The sequence below is a fragment of the Nitrospirillum iridis genome (genome assembly GCF_014205765.1).
Classification (GTDB): domain Bacteria; phylum Pseudomonadota; class Alphaproteobacteria; order Azospirillales; family Azospirillaceae; genus Nitrospirillum; species Nitrospirillum iridis.
The window spans coordinates 207727-226671 of sequence record NZ_JACIIZ010000001.1; the positions used below are offsets into that span (position 1 = coordinate 207727).

The 18945-nt window shown below is 68.5% G+C and carries 15 protein-coding genes; 8 read left to right on the forward strand and 7 right to left on the reverse strand.

Translation table 11 applies throughout. The features are described from left to right. Positions 1-121: 121 nt before the first annotated feature. Positions 122-736, reverse strand: coding sequence for a 3-isopropylmalate dehydratase small subunit (leuD, locus tag FHS74_RS00905; RefSeq protein ID WP_184796570.1), 615 nt, complete (start codon positions 734-736; stop codon positions 122-124). A gap of 305 nt (positions 737-1041) precedes the next feature. On the opposite strand from leuD, the gene zapE reads away from it, so the two are divergent. The 8 genes from zapE to lpdA all read left to right on the forward strand — a co-directional run bounded on the left by zapE (position 1042) and on the right by lpdA (position 13502). Beyond that, positions 1042-2166 carry a cell division protein ZapE gene (gene zapE, locus FHS74_RS00910; RefSeq protein ID WP_184796572.1) on the forward strand — a complete coding sequence of 375 codons (1125 nt, stop codon included), beginning with the start codon at positions 1042-1044 and terminating at the stop codon, positions 2164-2166. Positions 2167-2254: 88 nt separating this feature from the next. Then, a complete protein-coding gene (locus tag FHS74_RS00915) occupies positions 2255-3511 on the forward strand; it encodes a DUF2336 domain-containing protein (RefSeq protein WP_184796575.1) in 1257 nt (418 codons plus the stop codon). Between the two features lie 347 nt (positions 3512-3858). Next, positions 3859-4818: a malate dehydrogenase gene (mdh, locus tag FHS74_RS00920; protein WP_184796577.1), complete on the forward strand. Its 960-nt coding sequence runs from the start codon at positions 3859-3861 to the stop codon at positions 4816-4818. 227 nt (positions 4819-5045) lie between these two features. Further along, positions 5046-6242, forward strand: coding sequence for an ADP-forming succinate--CoA ligase subunit beta (gene sucC, locus FHS74_RS00925; protein WP_184796578.1), 1197 nt, complete (start codon positions 5046-5048; stop codon positions 6240-6242). Positions 6243-6244: 2 nt separating this feature from the next. Continuing rightward, on the forward strand, positions 6245-7120 hold the full coding sequence (gene sucD, locus FHS74_RS00930; RefSeq protein ID WP_184796580.1) for a succinate--CoA ligase subunit alpha: 876 nt from the start codon (positions 6245-6247) through the stop codon (positions 7118-7120). A 470-nt stretch (positions 7121-7590) separates the two neighbouring features. Next, entirely contained in the window at positions 7591-10515 is a 2925-nt protein-coding gene (locus FHS74_RS00935; RefSeq protein ID WP_184796582.1) for a 2-oxoglutarate dehydrogenase E1 component, read from the forward strand. 109 nt (positions 10516-10624) lie between these two features. Continuing rightward, positions 10625-11854, forward strand: a complete 1230-nt coding sequence (gene odhB, locus FHS74_RS00940; RefSeq protein WP_184796584.1) for a 2-oxoglutarate dehydrogenase complex dihydrolipoyllysine-residue succinyltransferase — start codon at positions 10625-10627, stop codon at positions 11852-11854. Positions 11855-12089: 235 nt separating this feature from the next. Further along, positions 12090-13502, forward strand: a complete 1413-nt coding sequence (gene lpdA, locus FHS74_RS00945; protein WP_184796586.1) for a dihydrolipoyl dehydrogenase — start codon at positions 12090-12092, stop codon at positions 13500-13502. 66 nt (positions 13503-13568) lie between these two features. Here lpdA and FHS74_RS00950 read toward each other — a convergent pair whose 3' ends face one another. The 6 genes from FHS74_RS00950 to FHS74_RS00970 form a co-directional block, all read right to left on the reverse strand. Further along, positions 13569-14678: a nucleotidyltransferase family protein gene (locus FHS74_RS00950; RefSeq protein WP_343066842.1), complete on the reverse strand. Its 1110-nt coding sequence runs from the start codon at positions 14676-14678 to the stop codon at positions 13569-13571. Beyond that, complete coding sequence (locus FHS74_RS31095) at positions 14581-15672, reverse strand: hypothetical protein (RefSeq protein ID WP_343066822.1); 1092 nt, start codon at positions 15670-15672, stop codon at positions 14581-14583. Before FHS74_RS31095 ends, FHS74_RS00950 begins: the two co-directional genes overlap by 98 nt. 119 nt (positions 15673-15791) lie before the next feature. Further along, entirely contained in the window at positions 15792-15962 is a 171-nt protein-coding gene (locus tag FHS74_RS00955; protein ID WP_184796590.1) for a hypothetical protein, read from the reverse strand. 101 nt (positions 15963-16063) lie between these two features. Then, a complete protein-coding gene (locus FHS74_RS00960) occupies positions 16064-17038 on the reverse strand; it encodes a DUF2167 domain-containing protein (RefSeq protein ID WP_184796592.1) in 975 nt (324 codons plus the stop codon). Between the two features lie 29 nt (positions 17039-17067). Next, positions 17068-18024: a tyrosine recombinase XerC gene (locus FHS74_RS00965; protein ID WP_184796594.1), complete on the reverse strand. Its 957-nt coding sequence runs from the start codon at positions 18022-18024 to the stop codon at positions 17068-17070. 25 nt (positions 18025-18049) lie between these two features. Beyond that, complete coding sequence (locus tag FHS74_RS00970; protein WP_184796596.1) at positions 18050-18916, reverse strand: hypothetical protein; 867 nt, start codon at positions 18914-18916, stop codon at positions 18050-18052. Positions 18917-18945 lie beyond the last annotated feature (29 nt).

The following is an 18945-nucleotide window of genomic DNA, read 5'->3' on the forward strand; positions in this document are numbered from 1 at the left end:
TCTGATGAGGGAAGGTATCGGGCGGGCCGGCATCCTGCCAACCCCTCGTTTCGGTCAGGACCTGCGGCGATCCGCCGGTCCGTCGCCCGTCACAGGAAAATCACAAGGGGGCGGGGGCGGATCAGCGCGCCCAGCGCCAGGGCTGGCCCGTCTGCTGCTGCGCTTCGAACGCGTCGATGGCGCTGTTCTGCTGCAGGGTCAGCCCAATGTCATCCAGGCCGTTCAGCAGGCAGTGCCGGCGGAACGCCTCCACCTCAAAGCCCACGCTTTCCCCGTCCGGGGTGATGATCAGCTGCTTTTCCAGGTCGACGGTGAAGGTCGCGTTGGCGCCCTTGGACGCCTCATCCATCAGGCGGTCCACCACGTCCTGCGGCAGGGCGATGGGCAGGATGCCGTTCTTGAAGCAGTTGTTGAAGAAGATGTCGGCGAAGCTGGGGGCGATGACGCACCGGATGCCGTAGTCCAGCAGGGCCCAGGGCGCATGCTCACGGGACGAGCCGCAGCCGAAATTGTCGCCCGCCACCAGGATGCTGGCCTGGCGGTAGGCCGGCTGGTTCAGGATGAAGTCCGCCCGGTCGCTGCCGTCCTCGTTGAAGCGGAGGGAGGAGAAAAGCCCGCTGCCCAGACCCGTGCGCTTGATGGTCTTCAGGTACCGCGCCGGAATGATCATGTCCGTGTCGATGTTCTGGATCGGCAGGGGGGCGGCGACGCCGGTCAGGATGGTGAACTTGTCCATGGGCTCTCGTCCGGTGACTACACTACAGGGGTGATGCCGCCCCTTTCTGCCACAAGCGGGACGAGGCCAACAACCATCCGCGATGATACGTCAACGCGCGCCAGCCCCCACCGAAACGCAAGGGAAGTATCGGCGGCGGGGTCTTCCGTGAACTTATATTACGCCGACGCCGTTGCGGGTACCGGCCTTCCGCCGGGCGGGGGACGGGCGCAAGGGTGCGTTGATGCCGCCGTCGGTTGATGGCCACGGCCCGTTTCGATATGAGGAACCGCCCTTTTCCCTCCTGAGCTTCCGGTGGTCGCCCCATGACTGAAGGCCCCTTGTCCGTCTACCGCGCCCGGCGCGGCACCGGCACGCTGAAGGACGATCCGGCCCAGGAACTGGCGGCGGAGAAGCTGCAGAGCCTGTGGCACGCCTTGCGGGACTACCGCCCGGCCCAGGGCCAGGGCGGCTGGCGCGCCCGCTTCGGCCTGGCGCGGCGGCCCGATCCGGCCCCCCAGGGCCTGTACATCTATGGCGATGTCGGCCGGGGCAAGTCCATGCTGATGGACCTGTTCTATGAGACCGCACCGGTGCTGCGCCGCCGCCGGGTCCATTTCCACGCCTTCATGCTGGAGGTGCACAAGTCCCTGCACGCGTTGCGGCAACGGCCGGACCTGCGCCGCGAGGGGGCGGACGAGTCGTTGCCGGAATTGGCGCGCACCATCGCCGACCAGGCTTGGTTGCTGTGCTTCGACGAATTCCATGTCACGGACATCGCCGACGCCATGATCCTGGGCCGGCTGTTCACCCACCTGTTCGACCTGGGCGTGGTGGTGGTGGCGACCAGCAACTGGGCGCCCGGGGACCTCTACAAGGATGGCCTGCAGCGCGACCTGTTCCTGCCCTTCATCGCCTTGCTGAAGGAAAGGCTGGACGTGCTGCACCTGGAAGGTGCCCGTGACTACCGTCTGGCCCGCATCAAGGGGCGGCAGGTCTATTTCGATCCGCTGGGCCCGGCCGCCACCGCCGCCCTGGGGCGGACCTTCACCGAACTGACGGACGCCCAGCCCACGGCCACCAGCCTGATGGTGCAGGGTCGCACGCTGCCGGTGCCGCGCCAGGCCAAGGGTGTCGCCTGGTTCACCTTTGACGAGCTGTGCCGCCAGCCGCTGGGGTCCGGCGACTACCTGGCCATCGCCACCCACTATCACACCGTGCTGCTGGATGGCGTGCCCATGCTGGACCCGTCCCTGCGCAACGAGGCCAAGCGCCTGATGACCCTCATCGACGCCCTCTATGAGCACAAGGTGCACCTGATCATGGCGGCCGAGGCCCCGGCGGCCCGGCTCTACCCCGAGGGCCAGCACGCCTTCGAATTCCAGCGCACCGTCAGCCGCCTTATGGAAATGCAGGCGGAGGACTATCTGGCGGCGGGGCATCTCACTTAAGGTCAGGCACTGGATCTGACGGTTCAGCGGGCGCATGTGTTAAGGTAAGGACAAGCGCCCGTGACCCAGCCCGAGGGAGCCGTTGTCGTTGTCGTCCAAGCCGTCCATCGACTATGAGACCGCCAAGACGGTGGCCGCCCGGGGTGACGTGGCGGCACGGGTGGAATTGGCGAACAGCCCCCATACCCGGCCGGAACTGCTGTACTATCTGGCGGATGACGATGATGAACGGGTGCGCGGCGCGGTCGTGACCAACGCCATGACGCCGGTGCGGGCCTTCGGCCGCCTGGCGCGCGACCCCAGCGACCGGGTGCGGACCCTGCTGGCGGAAAAGCTGACGCGCTTGCTGCCCGACCTGTCGCGGCCCGAGGTGGGGGCCATGCGCGATGTCGCCTTCGCCGCCCTGGAACTGCTGGCCGCCGATCAGGTCATCCGCGTGCGCTCCGCCCTGTCCAGCGCGCTGGCCGACGTGGAATGCGCCCCGCCCAAGCTGGCGGTGACCCTGGCGCGCGACGTGGCCCGCGACGTGGCCGGGCCGGTGCTGCGCTGGTGCATGGCCCTGTCGGACGAGGAGTTGCTGGAAATCCTGTCCCGCCGGCCGGAGCCCTGGGTGGTCGAGGCGGTGGCCGGCCGGCGCACCGTTTCCCGGCCGGTGGGCGACGCCGTGGTGGCCGTGGGCGACCATGAGTCCTGGGCCACGCTGGCCGGCAACCCCGGCGCCGACCTGTCGCCCAAGGCCCGCCGCCTGCTGGCGGAAAAGGGCCATATGCCCATCGGCGGCCTGCCGCCCGAAGAGGTACCTGATTCCAACGCCCCTGGCCCTGCGGCCCCGCCCGCCGGCCCCACGGCCGTGTCGCAGCGGCTGGCCAGCGCCGTGGAGGACGCCATCCGTGACGGCCTGGCGGGGCAGGGGCTGGATCGGGCGGGGGTCGAGGCGGTGGTGACCGCCGCCGCCCGCCGCCTGGATTGGGCTGCCGGCTATGGCAGCGGGGAGGGCGCCACGGAAAAGGCGGCGCGCCTGGCGGCCGCCGGTGGCCTGAACGAGGAGGTGGTGTGCGACGCGCTCAGCTGGGGCGATCGTGGCTTCGCCCAGGCGGCGCTGGCCCTGCTGGCGCGGGTGCCGGCGGATGCGGTGCGCCGCATCCTGGCGACGCAAAGCCCCAAGGCGGTGACGGCGCTGGCCTGGCGTGCCGGCTTCTCCATGCGCGGCGCCCGCGCCCTGCAGGCCCGGGGGGCCGGCATCGCGCCGCGCAAGCTGCTGAACGCCCGGCTGGGCACCGACTACCCCATGACCGAGGTCGAGATGCACTGGCATCTGGAGTTGTTCGACATCCCGCCGAAATAGGGGCGCCGGGCGGGTCCGGGCGGGAGGGTGTCGCACGCTCCGCCTGGGACTGAAGATCGTGCGCCCGGCCCTTGGTTCCGGGCCACACCTTTTCCAGAGGGCCTGCCATGGCAGGCGCGCGCGCCTGTCCATTTACGGGGTGCCTTGCCCGATGGCCGGATTCAGGCTAATCAGCCCGCCGCGGGCTCCCTCGTTCCTCGGGCCCCGAAGGCCGGGCGCCCTGGCGCCTGGGACCCCGCATGGCGAATTTCCGGGACTCCCGTTCGATGGCTTCGAGCCTCGGGCGGCCAGGGCCCACTGTTTCGTGAGCGCCTTTTCATTCAACCCAAAGTTCGAGGAACCCAACCATGGCACGCAAGAAGATCGCGCTGGTCGGCGCCGGCCAGATCGGCGGCACCCTGGCCCTGTTGGCCGGCCTGAAGGAGCTTGGCGACATTGTCCTGTTCGACATTCCCGATTTCGAGGGTGTCGCCAAGGGCAAGGCGCTGGACATCGCTGAAGCCGCCCCCGTGGAAGGGTTCGACGCCAGCCTGACCGGCGCGTCCGACTACGCCGACATCGCCGGCGCCGACGTGGTGATCGTCACCGCCGGCGTGCCGCGCAAGCCGGGCATGAGCCGTGACGACCTGGTCGGCATCAACGCCAAGGTGATCAAGGCCGTTGGCGCTGGCTTGAAGGCCCACGCCCCCGACGCCTTCGTCATCGTCATCACCAACCCGCTGGACGCCATGGTCGGCCTGATGCAGCAGGTCACCGGCTTCGATCCCGCCAAGGTGGTGGGCATGGCCGGCGTGCTGGACAGCGCCCGCTTCCGCCACTTCCTGGCCGATGAATTCAAGGTCTCGGTCGAGGACGTCACCGCCTTCGTGCTGGGCGGCCACGGCGACACCATGGTCCCGTCCGTCCGGTACTCCACCGTCGCCGGCATTCCGCTGCCCGACCTGGTGAAGATGGGCTGGACCACGCAGGAGAAGCTGGACCAGATCGTGCAGCGCACCCGTGACGGCGGTGCGGAGATCGTCGCCCTGCTGAAGACCGGTTCCGCCTTCTACGCCCCGGCGGCGTCGGCCATCGCCATGGCCGAAAGCTACCTGAAGGACAAGAAGCGCGTGCTGCCCTGCGCCGCCAAGCTGACCGGCCAGTACGGCGTGGACGGCCTGTACATCGGCGTGCCGGTGATCATCGGCGCCGGTGGCGTCGAAAAGATCATCGAGATCGAGCTGAACGCCGAGGAAAAGGCCAACTTCGAAAAGTCGGTCGCCGCCGTGCAGCAGCTGGTCGAGGTGACCGCCAAGGTCGCCGGCTGATCGTTCGGGTTCCGGTATGACGTTCTGGATGGCCTCGCCCGCGCTCGCGGTGCGGGGCCATCTGGCAAAGAGATACCGGAATAACGAACGAGCCACCCGTCCCGTCACTTTACGCGGTTGATCGGTGCGGCATTGCTCACTACAGTGCCCCCCGGCGCGGGGTTGGCCCCGCGATCGGCCGCGATCTTTCCGAGGCCGTTTCCCAACCGGAAGCGGGCGATCCCCGAATGAATATTCATGAATACCAGGCCAAGGGCCTGCTGAAGAAATACGGCGTCGCGGTACCCCGCGGCGGCGTTGCCTACACCCCCGAGGAGGCCGCGAAGGTGGCCGGCGAGCTGGGCGGCCCCGTGTGGGTCGTGAAGTCCCAGATCCATGCCGGTGGCCGTGGCGCCGGGCGCTTCCAGGACAATCCCGAGGGCAAGGGCGGCGTCCGCGTCGTGAAGTCCGTCGAGGATGTCGCTTCCAACGCCAAGGAAATGCTGGGTCACGTTCTGGTGACCAAGCAGACCGGTCCGGAAGGCAAGGAGGTCAAGCGCCTCTATGTCGAGGAAGGCTGCGACATCAAGCGGGAACTCTACCTGTCCCTGCTGCTGGACCGCGCCACCTCGCGCGTCACCGTGATCGCCTCGACCGAGGGCGGCATGGAGATCGAGGAGGTGGCCCACAGCCACCCCGAAAAGATCGTCAAGATCGCGATCGACCCGGTCACCGGCCTGCAGGGCTTCCATGCCCGCCAGATCGCCTTCGGCCTGAAGCTGGAAGGCAAGCAGGTCGGCGCCGCGGTGAAGTTCCTGAGCGCCATGTACAAGGCGTTCGTGGAGCTGGACGCCTCGCAGGTCGAGATCAACCCGCTGGTCGTGACCGGCGCCGGTGACATCATCGCCCTCGACGCCAAGATGAACTTCGACGACAACGCGCTCTATCGTCACAAGGACATTGAAGAGCTGCGGGACGAGAGCGAGGAAGAGGCGTCGGAGACCGAGGCCACGAAGCACGGCCTGAACTATGTGAAGCTGGATGGCAACATCGGCTGCATGGTCAACGGTGCCGGCCTGGCCATGGCCACCATGGACATCATCAAGTTGTACGGCGGCGAGCCGGCCAACTTCCTGGACGTGGGCGGCGGCGCCACCCGTGAGCGCGTGACCACCGCGTTCAAGCTCATCCTGTCCGACCCGAATGTCGAAGGCATCCTGGTCAACATCTTCGGCGGCATCATGCGTTGCGACGTCATCGCCGAGGGCGTGGTGGCGGCGGCCCGTGAGGTCAGCCTGCACGTTCCCCTGGTCGTCCGCCTGGAAGGCACCAACGTCGAGCTGGGCAAGAAGATCCTGGCCGAGTCCGGCCTGCCCATCCTGTCCGCCGACAACCTGGCCGACGCCGCTGAAAAGATCGTCAAGGCCGTGAAGGAGGCCGCGTAATCATGGCCGTGTTGGTTGACAAGAACACCAAGGTGATCTGCCAGGGCTTCACCGGCGCGCAGGGCACCTTCCATTCCGAGCAGGCCATCGCCTACGGCACCAAGATGGTCGGCGGCGTGACCCCCGGCAAGGGCGGCACCACCCACCTCGACCTGCCGGTGTTCGACACCGTGGCCGAGGCCGTGCACACCACCGGCGCCAACGCCTCGGTGATCTACGTGCCGCCGCCCTTCGCGGCCGACGCCATCCTGGAAGCCATCGATGCCCAGATCCCGCTGGTGGTCTGCATCACCGAAGGCATCCCGGTGCTGGACATGGTGACGGTGAAGCGCGCCCTGGCTGGGTCCAAGACCCGCCTGATCGGCCCGAACTGCCCCGGCGTGATCACGCCGGACGAGTGCAAGATCGGCATCATGCCGGGCCACATCCACAAGCGTGGCAAGATCGGCATCGTCAGCCGCTCCGGCACCCTGACCTATGAGGCCGTGGCGCAGACCACCGCGGCCGGCCTGGGCCAGACCACCTGCATTGGCATCGGTGGCGACCCGGTCAACGGCACCAACTTCGTGGACAGCCTGCAGCTGTTCCTCGACGATCCGGAGACCGAGGGCATCATCATGATCGGCGAGATCGGCGGTTCGGCGGAAGTCGATGGCGCCGAGTTCATCCGCGACTCCAAGACGACGAAGCCGGTCGTGGGCTTCATCGCCGGTCGCACGGCCCCCCCGGGCCGTCGCATGGGGCACGCCGGTGCCGTGATTTCCGGTGGCAACGACACGGCCGACTTCAAGGTCGAAGCCCTGCGCGCCGCCGGCATCCATGTCGCCGACAGCCCCGCCAGCCTGGGCTCCACCATGCTGAAGGCGCTGAAGGGCTGATTTCCGGCCTTTCGGGAAAATGACGGCCGGCCCGGGGCTTTCCCGGGCCGGCCGGGATGATACGGCGGCACCTGGGTCCAGCGCATGTCTGGCACCTGGGGCCGCCGTTTTTCCATGGCTGGCATGAGGCATTGCCCCCGCTTCGTCGCTTGACCCCGTGGGATGCTGGTGCCACCTCACTGTTGGCGGGCGCGTCAACTTTTTTGACCTGCGCGCTGCACGTTCATGGTGACCCGCCTATCAAACGCCACGCAACAAAAGGTTCGGGCATTTGCCGGTACTGATGGCCTTGTTGCGGAATACGGGCGTTTCTTATGCGTGGTAGGCGTTTTCGTGGCAACGGCCCCCGCGCCGTCGCATATTGAAGGCGCTGGTATCATGGCGTAAAAGAACGCGAATTTCGGTCCATCGGGACGCCCTGCCACGTAGACGCGGGCGCCCTATCCCTCCCAGATCAAGCGCAGAGCGCCATGGTAACCGATCAAAGCTCCCTGTTTTTCGCCGGCAACGCGACCTTCGTCGCCGAGCTCTACGCCCGCTACCTGCAGGATCCGGCCTCCGTCGATCCTTCATGGAGCAGCTTCTTCGCCGGGCTCGACGATGACGCCCGGGTTGTGCTGGGCGAGATCCAGGGGGCGAGCTGGGCGCCCAACAAGGCGGCCGTCATTGGCGTGCCCGATCCGGACGCCAAGCCGGCCGCCCCGGCGAAGGGCGCCAAGGGTGCGAACGGCGCCGCCGCCCCGGTCGCCAGCGGTATTACGCCCGAGCAGCTGCGCCAGGCGCAGCTGGACAGCATCCGCGCCCTGATGCTGATCCGCGCCTACCGCGTCCGCGGCCACCTGATGGCCAAGCTGGATCCGCTGGGCCTCGAAAAGCGCAGCGAGCATCCGGAACTGGATCCCAAGAGCTACGGCTTCACCGACGCCGACCTGGACCGTCCGATCTTCATCAACAACGTGCTGGGGATGGAGACCGCCACCCTGCGCCAGATCGTGGACGCGGTGCAGCGCACCTATTGCGGCCATATCGGCGTGGAGTTCATGCACATCCAGGACCCCGAGCAGAAGGCCTGGATCCAGGAGCGCATCGAAGGCATCCGCAACCAGACCGACTTCACGGTCCTGGGCAAGAAGGCCATCCTGCAGCGCCTGGCGGCGGCCGAAGGGTTCGAGCGCTTCCTGCAGCTGAAGTACACCGGCACCAAGCGCTTCGGTCTGGAAGGGGGCGAGGTCACCATCCCGGCCATCGAGCAGATCCTGAAGCGCGGCGGTCAGCTGGGCCTGAAGGAACTGGTGGTCGGCATGGCCCATCGCGGCCGGCTGAACGTCCTGGCCAACGTGATGAACAAGCCGTTCAAGGCCATCTTCTCCGAATTCCAGGGCAACGCCGCCAACCCCGAGGACGTGCAGGGCTCGGGTGACGTGAAGTACCATCTGGGCACCTCCGCCGACCGCGACTTCGACGGCAACACCATCCATCTGTCGCTGACGGCCAACCCGTCGCATCTGGAAGCGGTGAACCCGGTGGTGAGCGGCAAGGTCCGCGCCAAGCAGGTCCAGCGCTCCACCATGCCGCCGACGGACGCGGCGCGCGCCGAGGTCATCGGCCTGCTGCTGCACGGCGACGCCGCCTTCGCCGGCCAGGGTCTGGTGCCGGAGACGCTGCTGCTGTCCGAGCTGAAGGGGTACCGCACCGGCGGTATCATCCACATCATCACCAACAACCAGATCGGCTTCACCACCTCTCCGCAGTACGGCCGTTCCGGCCCGTACCCGACGGAAGTGGCCAAGGCCATCCAGGCGCCGATCTTCCACGTCAACGGTGACGATCCCGAGGCGGTGGTGCATGTCGCGCGCATCGCCGTGGAGTTCCGTCAGAAGTTCCTGAAGGACGTGGTGGTGGACATCGTCTGCTACCGCCGCCAGGGTCACAACGAAGGTGATGAGCCGGCGTTCACCCAGCCGCTGATGTACAAGGCCATCCGCAACCAGCCCACCACCCGGGAACTGTACGCCAAGCAGCTGATCGCTGAAGGCGTGGTGACGGCCGAGGAGGCCGAGGCTGTCGTCACCGACTTCCACAAGGCGCTGGACGCGGAGTTCGAGGCGTCCACCACCTACAAGCCCAACAAGGCCGACTGGCTGGAAGGCAAGTGGCAGGGGCTGAGTGCTGCCACCGACGATGACCGCAAGGGCAAGACCGCCGCGTCCATGGACCTGCTGCAGGAAGTGGGCAAGGCCATCTCCGCCGTGCCGGAAGGCGTGGACGTGAACCCCAAGGTGGTTCGTCAGCTGAAGGCCAAGCAGGAGATGTTCGCCACCGGCAAGGGCATCGACTGGGCCACGGCCGAGGCGCTGGCCTTCGGGACCCTGCTGGTCGAGGGCGTGCCCGTGCGCTTGTCCGGCCAGGACGTGGGTCGTGGCACCTTCTCGCACCGCCACTGCGTGCTGGTCGACCAGACCACCGAGGCCAAGTACGTGCCGCTGGACCACATCCGTCCCCCGGAACACAAAGAGGGCCAGGCCCGGTTCGAGGTTCACGACAGCCCCCTGTCGGAAGCCGCCGTCCTGGGCTTCGAATACGGCTTCACCCTGGCCGAGCCGCATGCCCTGGTGCTGTGGGAAGCCCAGTTCGGTGACTTCGTCAACGGCGCCCAGGTCATCATCGACCAGTTCATCAGCTCGGGCGAAAGCAAGTGGCTGCGCATGTCCGGCCTGACGATGCTGCTGCCGCATGGCTATGAGGGGCAGGGGCCGGAGCACAGCTCCGCCCGTCTGGAACGCTTCCTGCAGCTGTCCGGCGAGGACAATTGGCAGATCGTGAACTGCACCACGCCGGCCAACTACTATCACGTGCTGCGCCGCCAGGTGCGTCGTGAGTTCCGTAAGCCGCTGGTGGTCTTCAGCCCCAAGTCGCTGCTGCGTCACAAGCTGTGCGTCAGCGACCTGGCGATGTTCACCGGCAACGAAAGCTTCCACCGCGTCCTCTACGAGGATGGCGTGGACCTGGTCGAGCCGGCCAAGATCCGCCGCGTCGTCATCTGCTCGGGCAAGGTCTATTACGACCTGTTCCAGGAGCGGGAGACCCGGGGCCTGAAGGACATCGCCATCCTGCGCTTGGAGCAGCTGTACCCGTTCCCGCATGAGGCCCTGAAGATCGAGCTGGCCAAGTACCCCAACGCCGACGTGGTGTGGTGTCAGGAAGAGCCGGCCAACATGGGCGCCTGGTCCTTCGTCGACCGCCGCATCGAGGGCGTGCTGAAGGATCTCGGGCACAAGGCGGGGCGTCCGTCCTATGCCGGCCGCCCCGAGTCCGCCTCGCCGGCCGCCGGGCAGCTGAAGCGCCACAACCAGGAACTGGCCAAGTTCCTGGACGAGGCGCTGACGGTCTCTTGACCCAAATGTTGAGCATTCCGGGGCCCGCTGCGGCCCCGGAATGATTTTCGTCCAGTTCTAGTCCCTTAAAAACGAACCCCTGTTAGAAACGAACCAAGGTCCCAAAAACATGGCGACGGAAATCCTGGTGCCCACCCTCGGCGAGTCCGTGTCGGAAGCGACGGTCGCGCGGTGGCTGAAGAAGGTTGGCGACAGCGTCAAGGCGGATGAAACGCTGGTGGAGCTGGAGACCGACAAGGTCACCTTGGAAGTCAACGCCCCGGCCGCCGGCACGCTGGGCGAAATCCGCGCCGCTGAGGGCGCCAACGTGGGCGTCAACGCCGTCCTGGGCGTGATCACCGAGGGTGGCGCCGCCGCGGCCGCCGCTCCGGCCGCCGCCGCCCCGGCCCCGGCCAAGGTCGCCGCCCCGGCCCCCGCCGCCGCTCCGGCCGCACCCGCCTCGGCCGGTGTCATGCCCGCCGCGGCCAAGATCGCCGCCGACGCCGGCGTGAACCCGGCCGGCATCGCCGGCACCGGCAAGGACGGCCGCGTCACCAAGGGTGACGTGATCGACCACCTGGCCGCGCCGAAGGCCGCCCCGGCGCCGGTCGCCGCCCCGAACCCGGTCGCGAAGGCCCCGGCCGGTCCGCGCGCGCGCGCCGACCGTGAGGAGCGGGTGCGCATGACCCGCCTGCGCCAGACCGTCGCCGCCCGCCTGAAGGACGCCCAGAACACCGCGGCCATGCTGACCACCTATAACGAGGTGGACATGACCAACGTGATGAAGCTGCGCGCCGAGTTGAAGGACCAGTTCGAGAAGAAGCACGGCGTGAAGCTGGGCTTCATGTCCTTCTTCGTGAAGGCCTGCCTGGTCGCCCTGAAGGAACTGCCGGCGGTCAACGCGGAGATCGAGGGCACCGACATCATCTACAAGAACTACTACGACATCGGTGTCGCCGTGGGCACGCCGACCGGTCTGGTGGTTCCGGTGGTGCGCGACGCCGACCAGATGGGCTTCGCCAAGATCGAGCAGAGCATCAACGAGCTGGGCAAGAAGGCCCGCGACGGCAAGCTGTCCATCGCGGACATGACCGGCGGCACCTTCACCATCTCCAACGGTGGTGTCTATGGCTCGCTGATGAGCTCGCCCATCCTGAACGCCCCGCAGTCGGGCATCCTGGGCATGCACAAGATCCAGGAGCGTCCGATGGTGGTGGGCGGCCAGATCGTCGTGCGTCCCATGATGTACCTGGCCCTGTCCTACGACCACCGCATCATCGACGGCCGCGAGGCCGTGACCTTCCTGGTGCGGGTCAAGGAATGCATCGAGAACCCGGAACGCATCCTGCTGGATGTCTAATCCGACGGACGGGGGGCCCCACGGCCCCCCGTTTGCTGACTGCCTGAAGCACGCCTTCCCAATACCCAGTCCAACTATCCAAGCGCCGGTCCCAGGTCCGCCTCAGGATCATCACTCTGGAGCGCAGCGACTATGCCCGTTGAGGGCGCCGCAGCGTCGGGGGAACGAAGTGGACCCGTAAGCGAGGAAGCCAAGCGGCCGGAGGCCGCTCCCGGCGTTTGAGGGAACAGAAAACATGACCACCGAAACCCAATTCGACCTCGTCGTCATCGGCAGCGGCCCCGGCGGCTATGTCGCGGCCATCCGCGCCGCCCAGCTGGGCATGAAGGTCGCCTGCGTCGAGATGCGCAAGACGCTGGGCGGCACCTGCCTGAACGTGGGCTGCATCCCGTCCAAGGCCCTGCTGGTCGCCAGCGAGAAGTTCGAGGAAGCCAGCCACTCCCTGGGCAACTTCGGCGTCAAGGTCTCGGGCGTCGAGCTCGACTTGCCCACGATGATGAAGCACAAGGACGACGTGGTTAAGTCCAACACCAGCGGCGTGGAGTTCCTGTTCAAGAAGAACAAGATCACCCGCTACACCGGCAAGGGCAGCATCGCCGCCCCGGGCCAGGTGACGGTGACCAAGGAGGACGGCTCCACCGAGACCGTCACCGCCAAGAACATCCTGATCGCCACCGGCTCCGACGTCATGCCGCTGCCGGGCGTGACCATCGACGAGAAGCGCATCGTCTCCTCCACCGGCGCCCTGGAGCTGGCCGGCGTGCCGAAGCGCCTGGTGGTCATCGGCGGCGGCGTCATCGGCCTGGAACTGGGCTCCGTCTGGCAGCGCCTGGGCGCCCAGGTCACGGTGGTGGAGTTCCTGGACCGCATCCTGCCGGGCATGGACGGCGAGGTTTCCAAGCAGTCGCAGCGCATCCTGGCCAAGCAGGGCCTGTCCTTCAAGCTGTCGACCAAGGTCACCTCGGCCGTCGCCAGCGACACCGGCGTCACCCTGACGGTGGAACCCGCCGCCGGCGGCACCGCCGAGACGCTGGAAGCCGACGTGGTGCTGGTGGCCATCGGCCGCCGCCCCTACACCGAGGGCCTGGGCCTGGACGCGGTGGGCGTGGAACTGGATGAGCGCCGCCGCGTGAAGACCGACCACCACTTCCGCACCAACGTGCCTGGCATCTGGGCCATCGGCGACGTCGTCGCCGGCGCCATGCTGGCCCACAAGGCCGAGGAAGAGGGCGTGGTCTGCGCCGAGGTGATGGCGGGCCAGTCCGGTCACATCAACTACGACTACATTCCGGGCGTGGTCTACACCTGGCCGGAAATCGCCTCGGTCGGCAAGACGGAGGAGCAGTTGAAGGCCGCCGGCGTGAGCTACAAGGTCGGCAAGTTCCCCTTCACCGCCAACGGCCGCGCCCGCTCCATGCAGGCGACCGAAGGCTTCGTGAAGCTGCTGGCCGACGCCCACTCCGACAAGCTGCTGGGCGCGCATATCATCGGCGCGTCGGCCGGTGAGATGATCGAGGAACTGGCCCTGGCCCTGGAATTCGGCGCCTCGTCCGAAGACATCGCCCGCACCAGCCACGCCCACCCCACCCTGACCGAGGCCATCAAGGAAGCGGCCCTGGGCGTGCTGGGACGGACCATCCATATGTGAGCTTCCCCCATCGGGGAATTGGGGAACGGCGCCAGGGAAACTTGGCGCCGTTTTCGTTTTCGGGCGTCAGGCCCGGGGGTCGGTGCGGTCACGCAAATCGCGCAGCCGGGGGCCGATGAAGGCGCGTATATCGCCGGAGGTGGCGGCGCGGCGGAGCAGGCCGCCCAAACGGCGGGGGCGCAGCAGGGGGGCGGCCAGCGTGGCCAAGCGGGTGGCCCGCGCCAGCCCTGGAACATGAAGCTGCTGCCACAGCCGCCAGCGCCAAGCCAGGCCGTACCGGGGGCGCCGCAGGGCGGGCGGCCAGGCGAGGCCGACCAGGGCTTCCGCCGTCGCCAGGGTGTCCATCAACTCCCCGCGTACACCTGCCGCCGCGAAGCGGGCGGTGATGGTGGCCCAATCCGGCGGTGTCCTCTCGGCCAGCAGGCGCAGTTCCAGCATTTGGCGCAGCAACGGCACGGGACTTTGCCGGCGATCGTCCATCAGGTGCGCCAGGCAATGCGCCAGCCTGTCCTCGGGGGACGGCAGCCAGACGGCGGCGCTGTCCTGGGCCGGGATCGCCCGTTCCAGCATGGCGGTCGGGGGCAGGGCCAGCTGGAACGCGGGCTCCACCACGTTCTGGTGCAGCTCGATGCCGAAGCGGCGGTCCGGATGGGCCAGCCGGGGCAGGTGCTTGGCCCGCGCCGTCATGGCGTAGGGCGCCTGGATGGGCGCGAAGCCCTGGGCCCGCAGCAGCGCCTGCGCCGCGTCCAGGCGGTCGGCCGGCACCAGCACGTCGATATCGCCGCTGTAGCGGGCGCCGGGATCGGGGTAGAGACCGTCGAACAGGGCGGCCGTGCCCTTCAACAGCACGGTCTTGATGCCGGCGGCGGCCATCAGGCGCGTCAGCACCAGGGCCTCCTCCCGCTGCGCCTCCGCCCGCATCCGGCCCAGCTCCGCCGCGCCTTCCGTCCAGTCGCGCACGGCGTCCGGCATCAGGGGAAGCCAGCCGTGATCCGCCAGGCGCCAATGCAGGGTGCTGGCCAGCCGCAGGTCGCTGGCGACCCGCAGGATGGCCGGCCAATCCCAGCCGGCGAGGGCGTCAGGTGGCGGATGCCCCCGCCGGCTGGGATTGGCCGGCGACAGCAGCCGCGTCAGCGACCGGAAGGCCCCCCGCCAACGCGGCCGCGACAGCTTCAAGGATTTCCGCTCCCTGGTGCAGGGTGTCATAGCTCATCCACAAGAACGGGGTTGCGTCAGCCCATCGGGCCAGGGCTCGGGCGCGCGGCAAGTTGGGGCCCCCGACAAGCGAGGCGCCGGCGCCCACCAGGGCCATGAGGCCCTCGGCCGTCGTCAGGGGCGTCAGGGTGGGGCGCAGGCCGGGCGCGTGGTCGAGCAGGATCACGGCCGCCGCGGGCCCGGCCGCCGCCGCTGTCCGGCCCACGGTCCGGGGGGCGACGAAACGGGGTTCACCGGCTGGGGCGGATCGCGGCGCGGGTCCCAGCCACGGTGCCAGAAGATCGGCCCCGCCGGCGCGGATGCGTAGCGCGGTGGCGACGCCGGCCAGGCTGTGGTCTGCCGCCACGGCGATGGTGTCATCGCTCAGCAGCGTCGCGCCACGTCCCAGCAGCGCGGTCGCCAGCGTGGTCTTGCCGCCCGAGGACGGCGCGGCCAGCAGCAGGGGGTGGCCCTTCACCACCAGCCCGGCGGCGTGGGTCAACAGCACGACGGGGCCAGGCGCGGTGTTCAATTCAGCCAACAGGCCCAGCAGCTCGCAGACGGCCAGATTGGCCCCGTCGGCGCTGGCGCGGTATTCGCCATCCACCCAAAGGGCGAGATCGTCGCCATCGGCGGTCAGGTCTATCGTCCAGGCCGGGGCGGCGCCATCGGTGGCTGTCACCAGCGGGCCCAGCCTTAGCGGCAGGTCGCCTGGGCTGGGAACGCGGCCGCGCACCAGGACTTTGCCCCGGGGGCAGTCCAGGACCAGGGTCCAGAGCACGGATTGAGCGGCGGCGACCTGCCAGGAGGGGGGCCAGGAGGGGGGGCAGCTGGGGGCGACGGGAGCCGGCAGGTCGGCGGCGCATAGCCCATCGAGGGTGTCGTCCCGCCCCTCGTCATCACACAGGATCACCATGCCCTGGCCCCGGGACAGCAGCAGGATGCGGCCCCCGCGCAGGGGAACGACCGGGGGCACCGGAGGGGACACCAGAGGGATTGGGTCACGGGAGCCCACTTCCAATCACCCGTATATGCGTGCTTATGCAAAAGGACGCCCCGAACGGGGCGTCGTCGTCAGGGCGCCCGATTTTGGGGTCAGCTGCCGGCGCGGGAACGGCGCGAGGTCAGCAGCACGGCGGCCGTGGTTCCGCCCACGCCGGCCAGCTGCGCCATTTTACGCAGGGCTTCGCGCCGGCGCAGGGCCTCAGGCGTTTCCGCGTCAGCGGCGGCGGTTGTCTGCGGGTCCTTGGCGGAAGCGTCGTTCATGTCGTCGGTCCCCAATCTTCCAGGCGGTCGCCCACCCATGCGCCCATTGCCCGTAGGCTAGCATGGGTGTCCGCGTCTGGGCACGGCCTTTCGGGCGGGCTTCAGGTCCGGTCCCCGTCTTCACCGTCCCCATCCCCCACCGCCGGTGGGGCCGGGAGCGACCAGGGGCCCGGCGGGCCTGGGGGATCGCGTTTGGGCGGGGGGGGCGGGGGCTGCGGCGGCTGTCCGTCCGGCTGGGGCGCCGGCGGCGGCTTGGGGCCCAGGCGGCGGCGGATGTAGCGCGGCACGATCATCACCACCAGCACCGCCAGCAGCAGGATGAAGTTCTGGCTGGTGATGCCGGTCAGCAGGTGGTCCATCAGGCCGCCCTTCACCAGGGCGTCGCCGGCGATCAGGCCGCCCAGGCCCAGGGTGACGGACCGGTCGGCCAGGGGGACGTAGTCGCGATAGCCGTTGCCGGGCGTGAAGCGCAGCATGGACAGCAGCGTGGGCGTCCGCCCCTCGATATCGGCCAGATCGTTCATGCGGGCGGCGATGTCCAGGCCCAGAACGCCCCGGCGACCCAGCAGGCGGACGTGATAATCCAGGCTGTCCACGGCACCCCCGTCCGCCTGGCGGCGTGTGGCCCAGACCAAGGTGTGGGTGGTGCCGTCATAGGTCGGCGGCCGGGCCCAGCCGGTCAAGGGCAGGGGGCCGCCAGCGTCGCCGGACTTCAGCGCCGCCAGCAGGCTGTCGGGGTCCAGCCGGTCGGCGTCCAGGTCCCCGACATGGCCGCTGCCGTCATAGCTCAGGGCCACCAGCCAAGCGGGGTCGGTATCGGCGGGCACCAGCAGGCCCAGCCCGGCGCCGCCGGCCAGGGGGCGTCCCCGCCAATGCCTGGTCACGAAGGTCTGGACCTCACCGCCGCTCACATACTGAAAGGCGGGGGACGGCGTCAGGGTGACGGTCCTATCGGCCAGCGACAGGGGCGTTGCGTCCGTGGCCGCCGCCGGGCGTGCCAGGCACAGCAGCACCAGGCACAGCAACACCGCCGCGTATCTCAGTGGCCCCAGGAAACGATTCGCGTTGGCAGACATGGGCGGCGCCTCGGGTAGGCAAGGGGGGCTCATCCACCGCGCCGCGCGCGGGGGTGGGCGGTCTCATAGACCGACAGCAGCTGTTCGGCATCCACGTCGGTATAGCGCTGGGTGGTGGACAGGCTGGCATGGCCCAGCAGGTCCTGGATGGCGCGCAGGTCGGCGCCACCGCCCAGCAGGTGGGTGGCGAAGCTGTGGCGTAGCGCATGGGGCGTGGCGGTGTCCGGCAGGCCCAGCAGCTGTCGCAGGGTCTGCATGGCCAGGCGCGCCACCCGGTCGTTCAGCCGGTCGCCGCGCACGCCCACGAACAGCGGCCCGGCGGCGGGCAGCGGGTGGGGACAGGCCTCCAGGTAAGCGCTCAGCGCCTGGCGTACGACCGGCAGCACCGGCACGTCGCGCTGCTTTGATCCCTTGCCGGTCACGCGCAGGGTGTCGCTGGCCAGCGGCGCTTCGGCCCGGGACAGGCGCAGGGCCTCGTCCATGCGCAGGCCGCAGCCGTACAGCAGGGTGAACAGGGCGCGATCGCGCAGGCCCACCCACGGGGCCGCGGGAATGTCGGAGGACTCCTCCAGCAGCACGCCGGCATCCTCCACCGTCAGGGGGCGGGGGATGGGGCGCTTCACCTTGGGCGCGTTCAAGAGGCCGATGGCGGGGTTGTGCATGCGGCCCGAGCGGTCCAACCAGCGGAACAGGTTGCGCACGCCCGAGACGGAACGCGCCCGGCTGGCGGCAATGGCGCCCTCACCCGCCCGGGCGGCCAGCCAGGCGCGGAAATCGCCCAACCGTGCCGCGGCCAGATCGTTCAGGCCGGGCGCCCGGCCCTGATGCTCCGTCAGGAAAGCGAGGAAGGCGGCGACGTCGCCCTGATAGGCCCTCAATGTATGGGGCGAAGCCGTCTTCTCCGACACCAGCCAGCGCCGCCACTCCTCCAGCGCCGCCGCCACGTCCGGCGCGCAGGAATATCCCAGGGCAGGGGGCTTGGTCATCGGGGCGATCCGTGAGGTCGTCTTCTCATTGAAAGTAGGCGTTGTGGATACGCGTGGGGTCGATCTTCGCCATGGCGGTCGCCGTCTCCATGACCAGCTTGGCTCCAAGCGCCGGGTCCAGCGTGTCCTTGCCCATCACGATGACCTTTTGGGAGGCGAGGGCGAGGACGAGCGGCCACTGTAACGGGGCCTGGACGTTCAGAACCATGTAATTGCGTACCGGGTTCCAGAACTTGTCCAGTAACTCGATGGGACGGGCATGCGGCATATGGTCAGCCGCGATACGTGGAATACCGAACTTGTCCGATCCAAGGGTGCTGGCGACATACCCGGCAATCTCGCGGACATCGGGTAATTCCTTCGCCCCGGCCTTCTGGGCGCCGCCGCCGACCAGGGCGTACACCGAGTAAACACCCGGCTTTCCGCCGAACAGCCCTTCATTGGCGAGGTCACCGAGATAGAAGGTTTCGCCGTCTTTGGTCTTGGCGATGACGAAGACCTTGTCTTCGGGCGCCTTCCCCGGCTTTACCAGGGTTTCGCGCAAACCCATCTGGACGGAGAATCCGGCCAGTGCGCCCAGGGCCGTCAGGGCGGTTTCAGCATGGACGCCGGACTGGTCCTGGAGTTCGGCGAATATGATCTGGACCAGATCGTCGGCAACCTTCTGGGCGTCGTAGGGCTTGTTGGTCCCTGGAAGCGTACCGTTCAGGACGCGCGCCGTGGACGCCATCATTTCCGGACTGTCCAGCAGCTTAACCCGATCAGTGTGCCAGCTCCTCACCGCCTCCGCCGCCGTTCCAGCGCTCATAAGCCCCCCGCATACCGATAGCCCCACTGTGGATGCCAGCAATATTCGCCGACCGCCGCGCCGCATCTTGAAGCCGAAATCCACGCCAGAACCCCTCCAACCGCGACAATGTC